The following is an 18,110-nucleotide window of genomic DNA, read 5'->3' as shown; positions in this document are numbered from 1 at the left end:
CCAAGTTCGACCCTCGTGTCGTCCGCGACCCCAGCTTTCCGAGGTCCATGATCTGCGGAGTGTTATCCCGGTCCCGCTGGTCCGAGAGGCTATCGAGGAGTTTTGCAGAGTCGGAACAGGGGATCGTCCAACGTGCGTTAAATGGGTTCACAGTGACACCCACGGAGCGAGGCTCGATTAGCCGGAGTTTTTGACGTCTTTGGACGCGGGGCGTCGTATAGGGCGAAGTAGGACTCTGGGCGGGGAAGTCGCACGTTGCGTTGCAGCGTCCCCGCCCCTCTCTGCCTGCGTGGGGGCGACCTCTTCTTCCCAACCGGTCGGCGCCTAGTACTCCAGCTGTAGATCTTGATCATGACCGTTGAGCGGTCTGGCGCTGGTGATGGCTGGTGCGGGCACGGGCTTGGTGTCGTCGGCGCCAGTGTGACCAGCTGAGTCGATGCGCCAAGCCGCGGGCACGCTGGGCGACGAATGCGGCGAAGAGGCGCTGAATCTCGCCGCACGTCAGTGGGGCGAGTCCTGGCGGTGCGGCCGTGGTGATCCCTTCGATGGCGGCCGTGACCACGAGGAAGGCGTGCGCGAGCATGGCCAGGGTGGTCCAGCGGTGCCAGGAGGTCCAGCGGCGGACCTGGTGCTCGTCCAGCCCGGTCAGTCCCTTGGCGGACTGGAAGGTCTCCTCTATGGTCCAGCGGCGCCCGGCCACTTTGACCAGCGCGGTCAGCGGGACAGGGCAGGCCGAGTAGCAACGATAGAAGGCGAGTTCACCGGTGCGCTGGTTGCGTCGGACGAGCAGCGATCGGTGGCCCGTACTGTCCGACGGACTGTCGATCTCGACCTGGGCCCAGTCGTAGAGGCGGTGGCCTTTGGCACCGTCTCCTGCCGAGAGCTGCTGCCAGGCTTTCTTCGGCAGGCAGTGGGCCAGCACGCCTGCAGGGAAGACGCCCGCGCGCGTGGGGATCGGCCGCTTGCGCGAGACGGCCAGAACGTAGCCGATCTGACGACTCTCCAACTCTGCGCTCAGGTGAGGGTCACCGCCGTAGACCTCGTCGCCGGTGACCCATGCGGCTGGCACGCCGGCGTCCAAGGCCTGGGCGACCATCTCGGTGGCCAGGGCGGGCTTGGTGGCGAAGCTCAAGTCTTCCGGGATGCCCGCTGCCCGGCACCGGTCAGGGTCCTGCGTCCAGGAGCGCGGGATGTAGAGGCGCCGGTCGATGGCAGCGTGCCCGGCCGAGGAGGAGTAGACGAGGTAGACGGCCACCTGGGAGTTCTCGATCCGCCCCGCGGTGCCGGTGTACTGGCGTTGCACCCCGACGCTCGCGGTCCCCTTCTTCAGATCACCGGTCTCGTCCACCACCAGGACAACGTCCTCGTCTCCGAGGTGCTCAACTACGAAGTCCCGTACGTCGTCACGGACTCGGTCCGCGTCCCAGGATGCACGGCTGAGCAGGTGCTGCATGCCGGCCGGACTGGTGTCGCCGGCGTGCTCGGCGATCGTCCAGCAGTTCTTCCGCGGTAGCTCCGCGAGCAGGCCCAGAACGAACGCCCGTGCCCTGCGCCGCGGCTCCACCCGGGAGAACCGGCCTGCCACCCACGCCATCAGGTCCTCGAACACCGGCTGCCACCGGGCAGGGTCTACGCTGTGGCTCACGGCCACCGGCTGATCTTCGTTTGTCCACACAACCGACGATGATCAATGGTGGCCGTGTCCGCTTCTATGCCATCCAGCAGTACAGGCTCTCCTCCTGCTCACCGATGGCCCGTGCCAGGTCGGCAAGGCCGCTCAGGACCTCGGTTGCCGTCTCCAGGTCGAATACCTCGCCGTCTGCCGCGCGCTCCTGCACCCACAGCTGGCTGACCTCGACAAGCCGGTGCTCATCGGCAGCGGCAAGCGCATCCTGAAGCACCCGGGAAGCAGCGAGGATCACCGGGCCCTCACCATCGCCTGGGTCGGCAACGACTTCGGGCTCATCAGCGGCAACGAGTTCTTCGAAGCTGCGACCGGTGAAGATGCTCTCCCACTCGATCAGTGCCTCTTCGGCATCGAAGTTGCCGTACGTCAGCGACTCGAAGACCCCATCGGGGCCGCCTTCCACGACGGCAGCGGCAGCGTCGCGGTCCGGCGCCAGGAAGAACTTGATGATGATGCTCACCGAGGCATAGTGCCTACTCAACAGGCCCGGGTCTACTTGCCGGAAGCCGGCAGTACGCGACCAGCCAAACCGAGACGGCCTCCACTCAAGCGCCAAGATCAAGATCTACAGCTGGAGTACTAGGCGCCAGCAGGCAGCGATGTGACCGCCGCTCGAGCGGCTGGCAAGAGGAGCTGCCTCACGCTGCGCGCTTGGTCCTCCCACGGTCCCCGAACTTTCCCGGCAGTCGGTGCCTGGCTGGGGGCATGTTGCTCGAAGTCGTAAGTTGGCGCGGATCTTGCTTTTCGTGGAGGTGGTCCGTCCCTGTGGGAGTGGCGGCGACGTATATCGTCCGGGACGGTAATGGTGCGGCTGCCTCGTTGGGCCCCCTCATCCTGCTACATGGGGGTTGGTTTGACGCCCTGTGACAACAGCAGCGCTTCCATGGCGAACCCCACTGCCGCAGAGCGGACAGCGGTCGCTCTGCGGCAGTGGGGTGTGGGGCGGGAACGGGTCAGGCGCCAGTGCCTGCCTGGAAGGCCGTCAGGTTCGCGGCGGAGGAGACGGGTACCGCGCCGCCTGTCCAGTCCACCTTCAGGGAGACCTTTTCGTCCGGCGGCGTGATCAGGATCCCCGTGGGCGTGGCCTTACGGGCCCCACTGACCTCGGGGTTGCCGAAACTCAGTCCGGCCCAGGCGCTCTTGCCCGGCGCCAGCGTGATCTTGGTGGGGCTGCCGGAGCCGCGCTTGGGGTCCGGTCCCAGCTGCTTGCCGGAGCCGTCCACGAAGGCGACGCCCGGGTAGCCGTCGATGGTGCACGTGCGCCCGGAGAAGTTGGTCACGACAAGCGGGAAGTTCTCCTGCCCGGCGCCCGGGTTGTTCTCGCCGACGTTCCCGCGCAGTTGGGAGGCCGTGCAGCGAGTGCTCGTGGCGCCGCCCCCGGAGACCGAGGTGCCGCCGGAGCCCTTCGGCGCACCGGTGCCGGTGGAGGCGGCGCCCGTGTTCGTCGTGGTGTCGGCGGCGCTCGAGTCATCACCGGAGGCCTGCTGGCCCGACCCGGATGTCGTCTTCGGAGCGCTGGCGGTGCCCTGGCCGTCGTTGCAGGCTGTCAGCAGGCTCAGGGCGGCCACTGCACCGAGCGCGGACGCCACACGTCGTGCCGTCAGGAAGGTTGCCATGTCTGTTTGCTCCTTGAAACTTACAGCCCGAGACGAGCGTGTGAACGGCGCCATGTGCCCCGTCATCCCTGTGTGATGCACGCCGGCGCGGAAAAGTTCGCGCGTATCTCGGGGCGCCGTGGCGGCGCCCCCGCATGGCCAGGGGCTGTCCGCCAGCGAGGATCGGCCGGAGCCGTAGCGGGATTGGCAGATCTGGGCCGCCCGCGACCTCCGTACAGCGTGGTCACGACCGTCGGACCTGGCCCAAATCCGCCAGTCGCCCTTTCCCTGAACGGCGCGGATGTGCCCGAGTCAGGGGGTGTTCACGGGGCCTCGGCGCAGGCGGGCGCTCAGCCCGTCAGCCCCAGCTCCCTCGCGATCAGCATCCGCTGTACCTCGCTCGTGCCCTCGCCGATCTCCAGGATCTTGGAGTCGCGCCACATGCGGGCCACCGGGTACTCGTTCATGAAGCCGTAGCCGCCGTGGACCTGGGTGGCGTCGCGGGCGTTGTCGACGGCGATGGTGGAGGAGTAGAGCTTGGCGACCGCCGCCTCCTTCTTGAAGGGCTCGCCCGCGACGAGACGGGACGCGGCGTCGCGCCAGCCGACGCGGGCCATGTGGGCCTTCATCTCCATGTCGGCGATCTTGAACTGGATGGCCTGGTTCGCGCCGATCGGGCGTCCGAACGCGTGCCGCTCCTTGGCGTACTTCACCGACTCGTCGACACAGCCCTGCGCGAGGCCGGTCGCCAGGGCCGCGATGGCGATGCGGCCCTCGTCCAGGATGCGCAGGAACTGGGCGTAGCCGCGGCCCTCCTCGCCGAGCAGGTTCGCGGCCGGGACGCGGACGTCGGCGAAGGACAGCTCACGGGTGTCGGAGGCGTTCCAGCCGACCTTCGAGTACGGGGCGGCGACCGTGAAGCCGGGGGTGCCGGACGGGACGATGATCGCGGAGATCAGCGGCTTGCCGTCGGGCCCCCGGCCGGTGACCGCGGTGACCGTGACCAGGCCCGTGATGTCCGTGCCGGAGTTGGTGATGAAGCACTTGCTGCCGTTGATCACCCATTCGTTCGTGTCCGGGTCGAGGCGGGCCGTCGTGCGGGTCGCGCCTGCGTCCGAGCCGCCGTCCGGCTCCGTCAGGCCGAAGGCGCCGAGGATCTCGCCGGAGCACAGGCGGGGGAGCCACTCCCGCTTCTGGGCCTCCGTGCCGAAGAGGTGGATCGGCATCGCGCCGAGCGAGACGCCGGCCTCCAGGGTGATGGCGACGGAGGAGTCGACGCGGGCGAGCTCCTCCAGGGCGATCCCGAGGGCGAGGTAGTCGCCGCCCATGCCGCCGTACTCCTCGGGGAAGGGCAGTCCGAACAGGCCCATGCGGCCCATCTCCCGCACGATCTCGTACGGGAACTCGTGCCGCTCGTAGAAGTCGCCGATCTTCGGGGCCACGACGTCGTGTGCGAACTCCTCGACCGTGCGGCGGAGTTCTTCGAGTTCGGGGGAGAGGCGGTGGTCCAGGGACATGGGGATCATTCCTTGTGGGAGAGGGCTTTGACCGTGCGGGACGGGCTGGGTCGGCCCAGTCGCTCGGCCATCCACACGCTGGTGGCGGTGAGGCGGGCGAGGTCGACACCGGTGTCGATGCCGAGGCCCTGGAGCATCCATACGAGGTCTTCGGTGGCGAGGTTGCCGGTGGCGGACTTGGCGTAGGGGCAGCCACCGAGGCCTCCCGCGGAGGCGTCGACGGTGGTGACGCCGTGCTGGAGGGCGGCCAGGGTGTTGGCGAGCGCCTGGCCGTAGGTGTCGTGGAAGTGCACACCGAGCACGCTGGTCGGCACGCCCTCCTCGTTCAGCTCGGCGAGGAGGGTCTGCACATGACCCGGCGTCGCCACGCCGATCGTGTCGCCGAGGCTCAGCTCGTCGCAGCCCATGTCCATCAGGGCCTTGCAGACGCGTACGACCTGGTGGATGGGGACCGGCCCCTCCCAGGGGTCGCCGAAACACATCGAGATATAGCTGCGGACGTGCACCTTGTCCGCCTTGGCCCGGGACACCACCGGCTCGAACATGGCCAGGGACTCGTCGACGGTCCTGTTGAGGTTCGCCTTCGCGAAGGACTCCGTCGCGCTGGCGAACAGGGCGACATGGCGGGCGCCGAGGGCCAGCGCCCGGTCCAGACCCCGTTCGTTGGGCACGAGGACCGGGAGGTGCACCCCCGAAGACCTGCCCAGGTCGCTCACGAGCGGGAACAACTGCTCCGCGTCCGCCAGCTGGGGCACCCACTTGGGGTGGACGAAGCTGGTGGCCTCGATGGTGGTCAGGCCCGAGTCCGCGAGGCGCCGGACGAACTCGGCCTTCACCTCCGTCGGCACGGTCGCCTTCTCGTTCTGCAGCCCGTCGCGCGCGCCGACCTCGTAGATCCGCACCCGGGCGGGCAGCTCCGGGGCCGGTACGACCATGGGGAGGCCGAGTTCGGGGGTGCTCATGTCGTCTCCTCGTACGGTGTCGTCTCCTCGTACGGCGTGATCACGGCCAGCACCTGGTCCATGGCGACCGTGGTGCCCGGAGTGACGTCCAGCTCGCTGACGGTCCCGGCGTGCGGGGCGGAGACGACGTGCTCCATCTTCATCGCCTCGACCACCAACAGGCTCTGTCCCGCGATCACTTCGTCGCCCACGGCCACTTTCACGACGGTCACCGTGCCGGGCATGGGCGCGGTGAGCGAGTCCATCCCGGCGTGTGCCGCGCCGGTGAGGGAGGCGGCCACGGGGTCGTGGTCGCGCACATGCCAGGCGTCACCTTCGCGGCCGAGCCAGTCGCCGGCGCGGTGGAAGGTGTGGCGTACGCCGTCGAGGGTGACGGAGACCTGGCCGGGGGTGACGGTGTTCGTGCCTCGCGGACGGTGAGCGACGGGTTCGAGTCCCGGCGCGCGCAGGTGGAACACCACGGGTGCGGGCTCGCCGCCGAGGCGCCAACCGCTGGGTACCGAGAAGGGGTCGGTCCAGCCGCCCTCCGCCGGGGCCAGCGACGACAGCCGTACCGCGGCAGCGGCGTCGTACACCTCCTCCGGTACGTCACCGCAGCCGGAGAGCAGCCCTTCCGCCTCCCGCTCCACCAACCCGGTGTCCAGGTCCCCCGCCACCACCGCCGGATGGGCCAGCAGCCGGCGCAGGAATCCGGCGTTGGTCTGCACGCCGAGCGTGACCGTCTCCGCGAGGGCGGCGCGCAGCTTGCGCAGCGCGGTCGCGCGGTCGGGCCCGTACGCGATCACCTTGGACAGCATCGGGTCGTAGAGCGAACCGACCTCTGTGCCCTCGCTCAGCCCCGAGTCGGTGCGCACGCCGTCGCCCTGGGGTTCGTGCAGGGCGAGGACCGTGCCGCCGGACGGCAGGAAGCCGCGTGCGGGGTCCTCGGCGCAGATGCGTGCCTCCACCGCGTGCCCGGTGAGGGTGATGTCCTCCTGCCCGTACGGCAGTCGCTCGCCCGCGGCGACCCGCAGCTGCCACTCCACCAGGTCGAGCCCCGTGACCAGTTCGGTGACCGGGTGCTCCACCTGGAGGCGGGTGTTCATCTCCATGAAGTAGTACGACGACGGGTCGGAGCCGGGGACGATGAACTCGACCGTGCCCGCGCCCTCGTACCCGCAGGAGCGGGCCGCCTGGACCGCCGCCTCGCCCATCGCGGCGCGGGTGCCGGCGTCGAGGAGCACGCTCGGCGCCTCTTCGATGATCTTCTGGTGGCGGCGCTGGAGGGAGCACTCGCGCTCGCCCAGGTGGACGACGTTGCCGTGGCCGTCGGCCAGGACCTGGATCTCGATGTGCCGGGGGCGGTCGACCCAGCGTTCGACGAGGAGGGTGTCGTCGCCGAAGGAGGCGCGGGCCTCGCGGCGGGCCGCGGCGATCTCGTCGCCCAGCGCCGACGCGTCCCGCACCAGTCGCATGCCCTTGCCGCCACCGCCCGCCGACGGCTTGAGCAGCACGGGCATGCCGATCTCCCGTGCGGCCTCGGCCAGCTGAGCGTCCGTGAGCCCACTGCCGGACGAGCCGGGAACGACCGGGACCCCGGCCGCCTTCACCGTCTCCTTGGCGCGGATCTTGTCGCCCATCAGCGCGATCGCGTCCGCGGGCGGGCCGATGAAGACGAGCCCGGCCTCGGCGCACGCGCGCGCGAACGAGGCGTTCTCGGCGAGGAAGCCGTACCCGGGGTGCACCGCCTGGGCCCCGGTGCGAGCGGCGGCTTCGAGGAGCCGCTCCACCGTCAGATAGCTCTCGGCGGCCGGCGCCGGACCGATCCGTACCGCCGTGTCCGCCTCGCGCACATGCCGGGCGTCGGCGTCCGCGTCGGAGAAGACGGCGACCGAGCGGACGCCGAGCGCGCGCAGGGTGCGGATGACGCGTACGGCGATCTCGCCCCGGTTGGCCACAAGGACTGTGTCGAACATCTCGGGCACCCTCATCACATCCGGAAGACGCCGAACTGGGGGTCACCCAGTGGCGCGTTGGCGCAGGCGGTCAGTGCGAGCCCCAGCACCTGCCGGGTCTCCAGCGGGTCGATCACGCCGTCGTCCCAGAGACGGGCCGTCGCGTAGTAGGCGCTGCCCTGCCGCTCGTACTGGGCGCGGATCGGGGCCTTGAAGGCGTCCTCGTCCTCGGCGGGCCAGGAGTCCCCGCGCGCCTCCAGCTGGTCGCGCTTGACGGTCGCGAGGACGGACGCGGCCTGCTCGCCGCCCATCACGGAGATCTTGGCGCCGGGCCACATCCACAGGAAGCGCGGCGAGTACGCCCGGCCGCACATCGAGTAGTTGCCCGCGCCGTACGAACCGCCGATCACCACGGTCAGCTTGGGCACGCGGGTGCAGGCGACGGCCGTGACCATCTTGGCGCCGTGCTTGGCGATGCCGCCGGCCTCGTACTGGCGCCCCACCATGAAGCCCGAGATGTTCTGCAGGAACACCAGGGGGATGCCGCGCTGGTCGCACAGCTCGATGAAGTGGGCGCCCTTCTGGGCGGACTCGGAGAACAGGATGCCGTTGTTGGCGACGATCCCGACCGGGTGTCCGTGGATGCGCGCGAAGCCCGTGACCAGGGTCTGCCCGAACTCCGCCTTGAACTCGGCGAAGCGCGAACCGTCCACCAGGCGCGCGATGACCTCGCGTACGTCGTAGGGGGTGCGGGAGTCGACGGGCACCGCGCCGTACAGCCCGTACGGATCCACCTTGGGCTCGACGGACTGCTCGACCGCCCAGGGGAGGGGCCCGCGCGCGGGGAGCGTGGCCGCGATGTTCCGTACGATCCGCAGCGCGTGCGCGTCGTCCTCCGCGAGGTGGTCGGTGACGCCCGACACACGCGCGTGGACCTCGCCGCCGCCCAGCTCCTCGGCGGTGACGACCTCGCCGGTGGCGGCCTTCACCAAGGGGGGCCCGCCGAGGAAGATCGTGCCCTGATTGCGCACGATCACGGCCTCGTCGCTCATCGCCGGGACATACGCGCCGCCGGCCGTGCACGAGCCGAGGACCGCGGCGATCTGCGGGATCCCCGCCCCCGACATCCGCGCCTGGTTGTAGAAGATCCGCCCGAAGTGCTCGCGGTCCGGGAAGACCTCGTCCTGCATGGGCAGGAAGGCGCCTCCGGAGTCGACGAGATAGACACAGGGGAGGCGGTTCTCGAGCGCCACCTCCTGTGCCCGCAGGTGCTTCTTCACGGTCATCGGGTAGTACGTGCCGCCCTTGACGGTGGCGTCATTGGCGACGATCACGCACTCGCGGCCGCTGACCCTGCCGATCCCGGCGATCACCCCCGCGGCCGGGGCCTGCCCGTCGTACATCCCGTGGGCGGCCAGCGGGGCCAGCTCCAGGAAGGGCGAGCCCGGGTCGAGGAGTGTGTCCACGCGCTCGCGCGGGAGCAGCTTCCCGCGCGCGGTGTGGCGCTCCCGGGCCCGCTCACCGCCGCCGAGGCGCGCCTCGGTGAGCTTGGCGCGCAGCTCCTCGCCGAGGGCGCGATGGGCCGCCTCGTTGGCCCGCCAGGCCTCCGACGCGGGATCTGCCGCGCTCGTCAGCTCCGGTGCTTCGTGCATGTCCCGCGGTCCCCTCACCAGTGGTCCACCAGTTAATGAGCGTTAACGCATGTCATCCAGGTTAACGACCGCTAACCTCCCTGTCTAGAATTGCTTCCATGGCCACGAGAACCGACGCCCCCACCCGACGCGAGCAGATCCTCAAGGAGGCTGCCCGGCTCTTCGCCGAGCGAGGCTTCCACGGCGTCGGGGTGGACGAGATAGGAGCGGCGGTCGGCATCAGCGGCCCCGGTCTGTACCGGCACTTCGCGGGCAAGGACGCGATGCTCGCCGAGCTGCTGGTGGGGATCAGCGGGCAGCTGCTCACCGGCGGCAAGCGCCGGGTGGCGGAGGCCGACGGGGGCGCGGAGGCGGTCCTCGACTCGCTCGTCGAGGGGCACATCGACTTCGCGCTCGACGACCGTCCCCTGATCACCCTGCACGACCGCGAGCTGGACCGCCTGCGCGACAGCGACCGCAAGCTCGTACGGCAGTTGCAGCGGCAGTACGTCGAGCTGTGGGTGGAGGTCGTGCGCGAGGTGTATCCGGCCCTCACCGAACCCACCGCCCGCTCGGCGGTGCACTCGGTCTTCGGCCTCCTGAACTCGACACCCCACCTCGGGCGGCCCGGGGCGCTGCCGGGGCGCGGCATGACGGCGGCCCTGCTGCACCGGATGGCGCGGGGCGCCTTCGCGGCGGCCGCCGGGGACGCCGTTCTTTGATTCGGGCCTTTTTTCGAGCGGCGGCTCTGTCCCCTGCGCCATGATGGCGACCATGAACGGACATACGGCCACGGACGGACGCAGGGCCATGGACGGACACATGGCCACGGACGGACGCACGGCCGCGCATGGACGCACGGCCATGGACGGACCCGCTTCCGACTGGGTGACCCTCTTCCGCTTCGAGAACGTTCCCGGCCGCCCGCGGCCGGGGCGGCTGATGGCGGTTTGACTGCGTGACCGGGGTATCGACTGGGACCCCTTCGCCGTGTGCGATGTCCGGATCGACCTCATGTGCGGGGTCCGGTCGGACGGCCGCTGGCACGGCACCGTCGTCGTCCGCGTGCGCGCCGACACCCTGCGCCGGCTCGGCCTCCATCCCGATCAGCCGACTTCGGCGCCGGCCGACCCGCTGCCGCCCAAGTGGTGGGGTCCTTGGGCGCGTTGATCCGTGATTCGTGATCGTGGGACAGGCTGACGGCCTTCGCGCGTTCTCGCCCGGCCGGGCCGGCCGGGCCGGGGCGGGCGTGACGAGCGTCATGGGGGAGGGCGGCCGATGACTCTGGACGGTCGTCGTGACCGACGGGTAACCTGACATCTGAGCAAGCGCTTAGATTTGGGGCCGCAACCATCAATTGAGGAACCCAGACGGCGCGCAACCAGGTACGCGAGAGCGGCGCCGGCTTAGGCGCAAGGAAGGGTGGCGGCGGTGCGCCGTACGGTGTTCAACGAGGATCACGAGGCGTTCCGGGAGACCCTGCGGGCCTTCATAGAGGCCGAGGTCGTTCCCGTCTACGACGAGTGGTTCGCCGCGGGCCAGGCGCCGCGCGACTTCTACTACAAGCTCGCCGAGCTCGGTGTCTTCGGCATCCGTGTCGACGAGGAGCACGGCGGCGCCGGCATCGACTCGTACAAGTTCGAAGCCGTGATGTACGAGGAGACGGCCCGCGCGGGCGTCCAGTTCGGCGGCTCCGGTGTGCACGTGCTGCTCGGCCTGCCGTACATCAAGATGCTCGCCACCGACGAGCAGAAGAAGCGGTTCCTGCCGAAGTTCGTCTCCGCCGAGGAGATGTGGGCCCTCGCGATGACCGAGCCGGGCACCGGCTCCGACCTCGCGGGCATGAAGACCACCGCGAAGCTCTCCGAGGACGGCACGCACTACGTCCTCAACGGCGCCAAGACCTTCATCACCGGTGGCGTGCACGCCGACCGCGTCATCGTCTGCGCCCGTACCTCCGCCCCGACCGCCGAGGACCGCCGCTTCGGCATCTCCCTCTTCGCCGTCGACACCAAGTCCGAGGGCTACTCCGTCGGCCGCAAGCTCGACAAGCTCGGCCTGAAGACCTCCGACACCGCCGAGCTGGCGTTCGTCGACGTGAAGGTCCCGGTCGAGGACCTGCTCGGCGAGGAGAACAAGGGCTTCTACTACCTCGGCCACAACCTCGCCTCCGAGCGTTGGGGCATCGCCTTCGGCGCGTACGCGCAGGCCAAGGCCGCCGTCCGGTTCGCCAAGCAGTACGTGCAGGAGCGGGTCGTCTTCGGTCAGCCCGTCGCCGCCTTCCAGAACACCAAGTTCGAGCTGGCCGCCTGCCAGGCCGAGGTGGACGCGGCCGAGGCCGTCGTCGACCGCGCGCTCGAAGCTCTCGACGCCGGCGAGCTGACCCCCGCCGAGGCGGCCAGCGCCAAGCTGTTCGCCACCGAGGTCGCGCACCGCGTCATCGACCGCTGCCTCCAGCTGCACGGCGGCTACGGCTTCATGAACGAGTACCCGATCGCCCGCCTGTACGCGGACAACCGCGTCAACCGTATCTACGGCGGCACCAGCGAGATCATGAAGTCGATCATCGCGAAGGACATGGGCCTGTAAGGCCCGCGAAAGATCACCGGAAACAACTGCACGGTACAACTGACGTATGAGTCAGGCACTTGAGTCCCTGCTCGATCTGCTCGACCTGGAGCGGATCGAGCAGGACATCTTCCGCGGCCAGTCCCGCTCCGCCGTCGTCCCGCGCGTCTTCGGCGGGCAGGTGGCGGCGCAGGCACTGGTGGCCGCCGGGCGCACGGTCCCCGAGGACCGGCACGCGCACTCCCTGCACGCGTACTTCCTGCGTGCGGGGGACCCCGGCGCGCCCATCGTGTACACGGTGGACCGCATCCGCGACGGGCGCTCCTTCACCACCCGCCGTGTCGTCGCCATCCAGCACGGACAGCCGATCTTCCACCTCTCCGCGTCCTTCCAGACGTACGAGGAGGGCATGGAGCACCAGGCCGAGATGCCGTCCGCGCCCGACCCCGAGACGCTGCCCACGGCCGCCGAACTGCTGCCGCTGTACGCCGATGTCATCAAGGACCCCGTCGTCGTCGAACGGCTCCTCGAAGCGCGTGAGTCCGTCGACCTGCGTTACGTCGACGCGCCTCCGTACGGCACGGTCGGCGAGACCCGCGAACCGCACTCCCAGGTGTGGTTCCGCACGAACGGCAAACTGTCCGACGATCCCCTCCTGCACGTCGTCCTCGCCACCTATGTCTCCGACATGACGCTCCTCGACTCGATCCTGCTCGCGCACGGGCGCGGTGGCTGGGTGACCGGGGACGTCGTCGGGGCCTCGCTGGACCACGCGATGTGGTTCCACCGCCCCTTCCGCGCCGACGAATGGCTGCTGTACGACCAGGAGTCGCCGTCCGCCTCCGGAGGCCGCGGCCTCGGCCAGGCCCGCATCTACACCCAGGACGGACGGCTGGCCATTTCGGTGATCCAGGAGGGTGTGGTCCGTATCCCTCGGTAGGGCGGGGCCTGCCCGGTAGGACTGACGGGGGGCCCACCCGGTAAGACTGGGGCATGGCCATGACTGAAGCGGGAGCCGGACAGCAGGACGACGACGGTGGCGGCGAGAGCACCTTCACGGTGATCGTCGCCGCCCTCGCCAATCTGGGGATCGCGGTGGCCAAGGCGGTCGCGGGCGTCATCAGCGGATCGAGCGCGATGCTGTCCGAGGCCGCGCACTCGGTGGCCGACACGGTCACCGAGGTGCTGCTGCTCACCGCGCTGAAGCGCAGCGAGAAACCCGCCGACGAGGACCACCCGCTCGGCTACGGCCCCGAACGCTACATCTGGGCGATGCTCGCCGCCGTCGCCACCTTCGTCGGCGGCGCGGTGTTCTCCCTCTACGACGGCATCCACACCCTCGTCGCGGGCGAGGAGCCGGGCGACCCCCTCGTCTCGTACATCGTGCTCGCGGTCGCCTTCCTGCTGGAGAGCTTCTCCCTGCGCACCGGCGTACGCCAGGCGCGCGGGGAGGCGGAGCGTATGGGGGCGCCCTTCAAGCGCTACCTCCGGTACACCCCGGACACCGCCGTGAAGGCCGTGGTCCTGGAGGACTCGGCCGCGCTGATCGGCCTCGTCCTCGCGGCGGGCGGCCTGCTCGGCGGACAGCTCACCGGCTCCGGCGTCTGGGACGGCATCGCGTCTGTCTGCATCGGTCTCCTCCTGCTGTACGTCGCCTGGGTCCTCGGCCGCTCCAACGCCGAGCTGCTGATCGGCCGCCCCCTCCCCAAGCCGATGCGGGAGCGGATCCGGGCCGAACTGCTCGCCGTGGAGCACGTCGAGGCCGTACTGGAGCTCACGACCCTCGTACAGGGGCCGCGCGAGGCGCTGGTCGCGGCCAAGGTCGACTTCAGGGACGTCTCGACCGCCGCCCAGATCGAATGGGCCTGCGAACAGGCGGAGGCCCGACTGCGGCAGGCGTTCCCCGTGGTGAGCCGGGTGTACCTCGACCCGACACCGGGGTACGCCCAACGCCGCCACGAGGGACTGAACCCTTGGCCGTGACAGGGGATTTCGCCCCCCTGCCCCCTGCCGCCCGTTCTTACAGGGTCGCCGCGGAGAGCAGATACGCCGTCAGCGGGTCGTAGAACCGCGGGCTTGTGACGTGGTCGTCGAGGGGGACCGTCACCTGGAGCGTGCCCTCGGACTCGGCGAGGAAGAGGGCCGGGTCGTTGCAGTCGGCGTAGCCGACGGAGTCGATGCCGAGCTGGCCCGCGCAGCCGGCCCAGCCGTGGTCCGCGACGACCAGGTCGGGCAGGGGGCGGCCCGCACCCTCCAGGCCCTTGAGGATCGCGCGCATCGGCTCGCCCGAGTGGGTGTGCCACAGCGTGGCCCCGTGCTCCAGCACCGCCACGTCCGCGAACTGCATGACGTACCCCTCGTCCGTCTGCAGCCCGTCCGGAATGACGACGATCTCGCAGCCGGCGCCGCGCAGCGCGGCGGCGGTGGCGCGGTGCACGTCGAGCAGGCCGCCGGGGTGGCCGGTCGCGAAGAGCACCCGCTGCTCACCGTCCGCCGCCTTGCGCAGCCGCGCCGCCATCCGGTCCAGGGCGTCGATGGTCAGCTCGGGGTCGATGGTGTCCTGGCCGTAGCGGTACTCCGGGTCGTCGTTCACACCGCACCGCTCCGCCATCACGGCGAGCACGTCCTGCTCGTCGGTCCAGCGGTCGCCGAGTTCCAGGCCGAGCCAGAAGTTGCGGTCGCCGTTGGCGAGCTTGCGGTAGTGGGAGAGGTTGTTCTCGCGGGGCGTGGCGACGTCGCCCGCGATACGGGTCGTCACCAGGTGGTCGACGAGCTCAGTGCGGCTGGGGGTCCCGGATATCGGCATGCCACCCATTGTGCCGGGGCGCTCCGCTGGGAGGGCGGTTGTCCTGAACCGTGGGATGTGGGTCACTCGGCGTGAGACGACCGTTGTTGTTTTCCCGCCCACTCGCCCTCAGAACTCCCTCAACTCTCCCGCAGCGCGAACCACAACTCCATCCGTACGTCCGCGTCGTCGAGGTCCGCCTCCAGCAACGCCGCACACCGTGCGATGCGTTGGCGGACGGTGTTGCGGTGGACGCAGAGGGCGACGGCCGTACGGTCCCAACTGCCGTGCAGGGACAGCCAGGTGCGAAGGGTCTCGGTGAGGGCGGGGGTGGCGGCGATGGGGGCGAGGAGGGCGCGCGCGTGGGCCTCGGCGTCGGCGGGGGGCACGAGGTCCGCCAGGGCGGGGCGCTCACCGTGGCGGACGAGGGGCGTGCGGGTCGCCCGGGCGCGCGCCAGGGCGCGGGCCGCCTGCCCGTCGGCGGACGCCCACTCGTGCGGGCCGACCGCCGCGCTGACCCCGCAGACCCAGCCCTCCTGCGCGGTCGGCTCGCGGTCACCGGGGACGAGGACGCGTACGACACCCCCGCCGGTGTCGATGAGCGCGGAGCCCAGCGCCGCCCCCAGCGCGGACGCGGCGAGGGCGTCCGGCGCCGGGCCGTCCGCCGCGGGGCGGGCGTGCACGACGGTCCACCGGTCCTCGCCGAGCAGCGGGGCCACGTCCTCGGGCGCGGCACCCAGCAGGAGTCGTACGAGCGCCGCCGAGCGCGCCGCGCCGCTCCCGCTCTGCTGCTCCCCGGTGAGGAGGGAGAGGAGGACGGCCGCGACGGAGGCGATGGTGTGGTCCCCGGGATCCCGGCGCGGCGCCGCGACCCCGAGGACGAAGCCCTGCCCGCCGCCGAGGGCGTACGCGGCGAGGTGGGTGCCGCCCACGGTGTCGGTGGCGGAGGAGGGGGTGGGAGTGGGGGCGGAGGGGGGAGCGGAGGCGGGGGTGGGGCCCCGGGGGCCCGCGGTCTGGGTTCCCCCGGGGCGCACGACGGCGGCCAGGGTGCCGAGGGCGGTCACGGGGCCCGCCTCCGGCGATCTCCCCGCGCGGGCCAGCTCCGCGCCGTCCGGGCCGTACAGCACCGCCCAGCCGCTCACCCGCTGGGCCAGCTGCCGCAGCACCGCCGCCACCGGGTCCGGGCGCGCCGCGGCGGCCGCCAGGCTCTGCTGGGCCTCGGTGACGCGCCGCAGCTCCGCCAGCCGGGCCTGCGCCATCAGCTGCCACACCGCGCGGGCCACGCCCGAGAAGGTGGTCTGGGGCGGGACCTCCAGCAGGGGCAGGCCGTAGGTGTCGCAGGCCGCGACCAGGGCGCGCGGGACCGTGTCGTGCACCGGCGCCAGGCCGAAGCCGAGCGCCGCGCCGCCCGCCGCCACGATCCGGGAGACGTAGTCGTCGAAGTAGGTGCCCGAGCCCGCCGCCTCCGGGATGTGCACCCCGGCGGTCAGCAGCAGCTCACCGCCCAGCAGATACGGGTACGGGTCCGCCATCTCCGACGTGTGCGCCCAGTGGATCACCGTGTCCGGGTCGATGGGGCCCGCGATGTGGCGCAGGCCGAGGTCCTCCCGGGCCAGGAGGGCGGACAGCGGGATCGGTGGGGTGGGTGGGACTGGTGTGGCGGATGTGTCCGGCATGGTGGACGTTCCCTCCATCCGGATCGGCTGCAATGGATGAAACGTACACTTCAGAGTCATCTTCCGGCCACCTAAGGTCAGTGCCGTCGGCAGCCGCGGGTACGGGCGTATGTCCCCGCGATCAGCTGCCGGACTCCCGGCCGGGTATCGCTCGCCCGGCCCGCGTCCCCACGTCCATCTGCACGACACGCCACCGATGAGTGCGCGAAGGAGGGCCCCCTATGGCCGTCGACTACACAGTGATCGTCGTCTATCTGGCCGGCATGCTGGCCATGGGCTGGTGGGGCATGCGCCGCGCCAAGTCGAAGAGTGAGTTCCTGGTGGCCGGGCGGCGTCTGGGCCCCGCGATGTACTCCGGGACCATGGCCGCGATCGTCCTCGGCGGCGCGTCCACCATCGGCGGCGTCGGGCTCGGATACCAGTACGGGCTCTCCGGCGCCTGGATGGTGTTCGCCATCGGCCTCGGGCTCCTCGCGCTCTCCGTCTTCTTCTCCGCCCGCATCGCCCGCCTGAAGGTCTACACCGTCTCCGAGATGCTCGACCTGCGCTACGGCGGCCGGGCCGGTGTCATCTCCGGTGTCGTCATGTGGGCGTACACCCTGATGCTCGCGGTCACCTCGACCATCGCGTACGCCACCATCTTCGACGTCCTCTTCGACATGAACCGGACGCTGGCGATCATCATCGGCGGCTCGATCGTCGTCGCGTACTCCACGCTCGGCGGCATGTGGTCGATCACCCTCACCGACATGGTGCAGTTCGTGGTGAAGACCGTCGGCGTGCTGCTTCTGCTCCTGCCCATCGCCGTCGTCAAGGCCGGCGGGTTCAGCGAGATGAAGGCCAAGCTGCCCACCGAGTACTTCGACCCGCTGGGCATCGGCGGCGAGACGATCTTCACCTACGTGCTGATCTACACGTTCGGCATGCTCATCGGCCAGGACATCTGGCAGCGCGTGTTCACCGCCGGCAGCGACAGGACCGCCAAGTGGGGCGGCACCGTCGCCGGCACCTACTGCCTGGTGTACGCCCTCGCCGGCGCCGTCATCGGCACGGCGGCCAAGGTGCTCTACCCGACGCTGCCCAGCGCCGACACCGCCTTCGCGACCATCGTCAAGGACGAGCTTCCGGTCGGCGTACGGGGCCTGGTGCTCGCCGCCGCCCTCGCCGCCGTGATGTCCACGTCCTCCGGCGCCCTCATCGCCTGCGCCACCGTCGCCAACAACGACATCTGGGCCAAGCTGCGCGGGGCCGTACAGCGCGACGGCGGGATGCGTGACGGCGAGGCGCACGACGAGGTCAAGGGGAACCGGCTCTTCATCCTCGTCATGGGCGTCGCCGTGATCTGTACCGCCATCGCCCTCAACAACGTCGTCGAGGCGCTGACCGTCGCGTACAACCTCCTCGTCGGCGGTCTGCTCGTCCCGATCCTCGGCGGACTGCTGTGGAAGCGCGGGACCGTGCACGGCGCGCTCGCCTCCGTCGTCGTCGGCGGGCTCGCGGTCGTCGGGCTGATGGCGACCTACGGCATCCTTGCGAACGAGCCCGTCTACTACGGGCTGCTGTCCTCGCTGGCCGCGTACGTGATCGTCTCCCTGGCCACGCCCGCGACCGACCCGGCGGTCCTGGCCGCCTGGCGCGAGCGGCTGGCCGGGCGCGGCGCGGATGCCGAGGGCGAGGCCGAGCCGGCGGCCGTGGTCGCGTGAGCGCTCTGCGGTAGGCCGGAAGCGTGTGAGGCTGCGGGCCGGATGTGGCTGG

Annotated in this window: 17 protein-coding genes; 8 read left to right on the top strand and 9 right to left on the bottom strand. The window is 70.6% G+C overall.

The annotated features are described in order from the left end of the window. The first annotated feature begins 52 nt into the window (after positions 1–52). On the top strand, positions 53–181 hold the full coding sequence (locus ACFZDJ_RS06325) for an Imm1 family immunity protein (protein WP_391056876.1): 129 nt from the start codon (positions 53–55) through the stop codon (positions 179–181). Positions 182–349: 168 nt separating this feature from the next. Here the strand turns inward: ACFZDJ_RS06325 and ACFZDJ_RS06320 are convergent, their stop codons facing one another. The 7 genes from ACFZDJ_RS06320 to ACFZDJ_RS06290 all read right to left on the bottom strand — a co-directional run bounded on the left by ACFZDJ_RS06320 (position 350) and on the right by ACFZDJ_RS06290 (position 9,347). Continuing rightward, positions 350–1,594 carry an IS701 family transposase gene (locus tag ACFZDJ_RS06320; RefSeq protein WP_391056874.1) on the bottom strand — a complete coding sequence of 415 codons (1,245 nt, stop codon included), beginning with the start codon at positions 1,592–1,594 and terminating at the stop codon, positions 350–352. A gap of 115 nt (positions 1,595–1,709) precedes the next feature. After that, positions 1,710–2,147, bottom strand: coding sequence for a hypothetical protein (locus ACFZDJ_RS06315; protein ID WP_391056490.1), 438 nt, complete (start codon positions 2,145–2,147; stop codon positions 1,710–1,712). Between the two features lie 493 nt (positions 2,148–2,640). Next, positions 2,641–3,303, bottom strand: a complete 663-nt coding sequence (locus ACFZDJ_RS06310; protein ID WP_391056487.1) for a DUF4232 domain-containing protein — start codon at positions 3,301–3,303, stop codon at positions 2,641–2,643. A gap of 329 nt (positions 3,304–3,632) precedes the next feature. After that, positions 3,633–4,793, bottom strand: coding sequence for an acyl-CoA dehydrogenase family protein (locus tag ACFZDJ_RS06305; RefSeq protein ID WP_352047054.1), 1,161 nt, complete (start codon positions 4,791–4,793; stop codon positions 3,633–3,635). Between the two features lie 11 nt (positions 4,794–4,804). Further along, positions 4,805–5,761 (bottom strand): hydroxymethylglutaryl-CoA lyase, encoded by a 957-nt coding sequence (locus ACFZDJ_RS06300; protein WP_168508815.1) that lies wholly within the window; start codon positions 5,759–5,761, stop codon positions 4,805–4,807. Beyond that, the gene (locus ACFZDJ_RS06295) at positions 5,758–7,716 is read right to left on the bottom strand and encodes an acetyl-CoA carboxylase biotin carboxylase subunit (RefSeq protein WP_391056484.1); all 1,959 of its coding nucleotides are present in this window, start codon (positions 7,714–7,716) and stop codon (positions 5,758–5,760) included. The genes ACFZDJ_RS06300 and ACFZDJ_RS06295 overlap by 4 nt, the downstream gene beginning before the upstream one ends. Positions 7,717–7,730: 14 nt before the next feature. Continuing rightward, positions 7,731–9,347: a carboxyl transferase domain-containing protein gene (locus ACFZDJ_RS06290; protein WP_391056482.1), complete on the bottom strand. Its 1,617-nt coding sequence runs from the start codon at positions 9,345–9,347 to the stop codon at positions 7,731–7,733. 98 nt (positions 9,348–9,445) lie between these two features. On the opposite strand from ACFZDJ_RS06290, the gene ACFZDJ_RS06285 reads away from it, so the two are divergent. The 6 genes from ACFZDJ_RS06285 to ACFZDJ_RS06260 all read left to right on the top strand — a co-directional run bounded on the left by ACFZDJ_RS06285 (position 9,446) and on the right by ACFZDJ_RS06260 (position 13,877). Continuing rightward, positions 9,446–10,048: a TetR family transcriptional regulator gene (locus ACFZDJ_RS06285; RefSeq protein ID WP_391056479.1), complete on the top strand. Its 603-nt coding sequence runs from the start codon at positions 9,446–9,448 to the stop codon at positions 10,046–10,048. Between the two features lie 52 nt (positions 10,049–10,100). Beyond that, positions 10,101–10,280 carry a hypothetical protein gene (locus ACFZDJ_RS06280; RefSeq protein ID WP_391056478.1) on the top strand — a complete coding sequence of 60 codons (180 nt, stop codon included), beginning with the start codon at positions 10,101–10,103 and terminating at the stop codon, positions 10,278–10,280. A gap of 36 nt (positions 10,281–10,316) precedes the next feature. Next, on the top strand, positions 10,317–10,496 hold the full coding sequence (locus ACFZDJ_RS06275; RefSeq protein WP_390927030.1) for a hypothetical protein: 180 nt from the start codon (positions 10,317–10,319) through the stop codon (positions 10,494–10,496). Positions 10,497–10,757: 261 nt separating this feature from the next. Next, positions 10,758–11,915, top strand: coding sequence for an acyl-CoA dehydrogenase family protein (locus tag ACFZDJ_RS06270; RefSeq protein ID WP_384918904.1), 1,158 nt, complete (start codon positions 10,758–10,760; stop codon positions 11,913–11,915). 46 nt (positions 11,916–11,961) lie between these two features. Next, positions 11,962–12,834 carry an acyl-CoA thioesterase II gene (gene tesB / locus ACFZDJ_RS06265; protein WP_168508811.1) on the top strand — a complete coding sequence of 291 codons (873 nt, stop codon included), beginning with the start codon at positions 11,962–11,964 and terminating at the stop codon, positions 12,832–12,834. Positions 12,835–12,887: 53 nt separating this feature from the next. Beyond that, entirely contained in the window at positions 12,888–13,877 is a 990-nt protein-coding gene (locus ACFZDJ_RS06260; protein ID WP_390927033.1) for a cation diffusion facilitator family transporter, read from the top strand. Between the two features lie 37 nt (positions 13,878–13,914). Here ACFZDJ_RS06260 and ACFZDJ_RS06255 read toward each other — a convergent pair whose 3' ends face one another. Both ACFZDJ_RS06255 and ACFZDJ_RS06250 read right to left on the bottom strand, forming a co-directional pair. Continuing rightward, positions 13,915–14,700, bottom strand: coding sequence for a phosphatase (locus ACFZDJ_RS06255; RefSeq protein ID WP_390927035.1), 786 nt, complete (start codon positions 14,698–14,700; stop codon positions 13,915–13,917). Between the two features lie 119 nt (positions 14,701–14,819). Further along, the gene (locus ACFZDJ_RS06250; RefSeq protein ID WP_391056476.1) at positions 14,820–16,355 is read right to left on the bottom strand and encodes a PucR family transcriptional regulator ligand-binding domain-containing protein; all 1,536 of its coding nucleotides are present in this window, start codon (positions 16,353–16,355) and stop codon (positions 14,820–14,822) included. A 221-nt stretch (positions 16,356–16,576) separates the two neighbouring features. On the opposite strand from ACFZDJ_RS06250, the gene ACFZDJ_RS06245 reads away from it, so the two are divergent. Continuing rightward, positions 16,577–18,058, top strand: coding sequence for a sodium:solute symporter (locus tag ACFZDJ_RS06245; RefSeq protein ID WP_391056475.1), 1,482 nt, complete (start codon positions 16,577–16,579; stop codon positions 18,056–18,058). The last annotated feature ends 52 nt before the right edge of the window (positions 18,059–18,110 follow it).

The sequence above is a fragment of the Streptomyces sp. NPDC007896 genome (assembly GCF_042959425.1).
Classification (GTDB): domain Bacteria; phylum Actinomycetota; class Actinomycetes; order Streptomycetales; family Streptomycetaceae; genus Streptomyces.
Note: the sequence above shows the minus strand (reverse complement) of the source record. Positions and strands in the feature narration are given on the sequence as shown.

Coding starts and splice junctions, on each gene's coding strand:
- ACFZDJ_RS06250 (WP_391056476.1), bottom strand. CDS start 16,355: ATGCCGGACACATCCGCCACACCAGTCCCACCCACCCCACCGATCCCG.
- ACFZDJ_RS06310 (WP_391056487.1), bottom strand. CDS start 3,303: ATGGCAACCTTCCTGACGGCACGACGTGTGGCGTCCGCGCTCGGTGCA.
- tesB (WP_168508811.1), top strand. CDS start 11,962: ATGAGTCAGGCACTTGAGTCCCTGCTCGATCTGCTCGACCTGGAGCGG.
- ACFZDJ_RS06300 (WP_168508815.1), bottom strand. CDS start 5,761: ATGAGCACCCCCGAACTCGGCCTCCCCATGGTCGTACCGGCCCCGGAG.
- ACFZDJ_RS06260 (WP_390927033.1), top strand. CDS start 12,888: ATGGCCATGACTGAAGCGGGAGCCGGACAGCAGGACGACGACGGTGGC.
- ACFZDJ_RS06290 (WP_391056482.1), bottom strand. CDS start 9,347: ATGCACGAAGCACCGGAGCTGACGAGCGCGGCAGATCCCGCGTCGGAG.
- ACFZDJ_RS06280 (WP_391056478.1), top strand. CDS start 10,101: ATGAACGGACATACGGCCACGGACGGACGCAGGGCCATGGACGGACAC.
- ACFZDJ_RS06255 (WP_390927035.1), bottom strand. CDS start 14,700: ATGCCGATATCCGGGACCCCCAGCCGCACTGAGCTCGTCGACCACCTG.
- ACFZDJ_RS06320 (WP_391056874.1), bottom strand. CDS start 1,594: ATGGCGTGGGTGGCAGGCCGGTTCTCCCGGGTGGAGCCGCGGCGCAGG.
- ACFZDJ_RS06245 (WP_391056475.1), top strand. CDS start 16,577: ATGGCCGTCGACTACACAGTGATCGTCGTCTATCTGGCCGGCATGCTG.
- ACFZDJ_RS06295 (WP_391056484.1), bottom strand. CDS start 7,716: ATGTTCGACACAGTCCTTGTGGCCAACCGGGGCGAGATCGCCGTACGC.
- ACFZDJ_RS06285 (WP_391056479.1), top strand. CDS start 9,446: ATGGCCACGAGAACCGACGCCCCCACCCGACGCGAGCAGATCCTCAAG.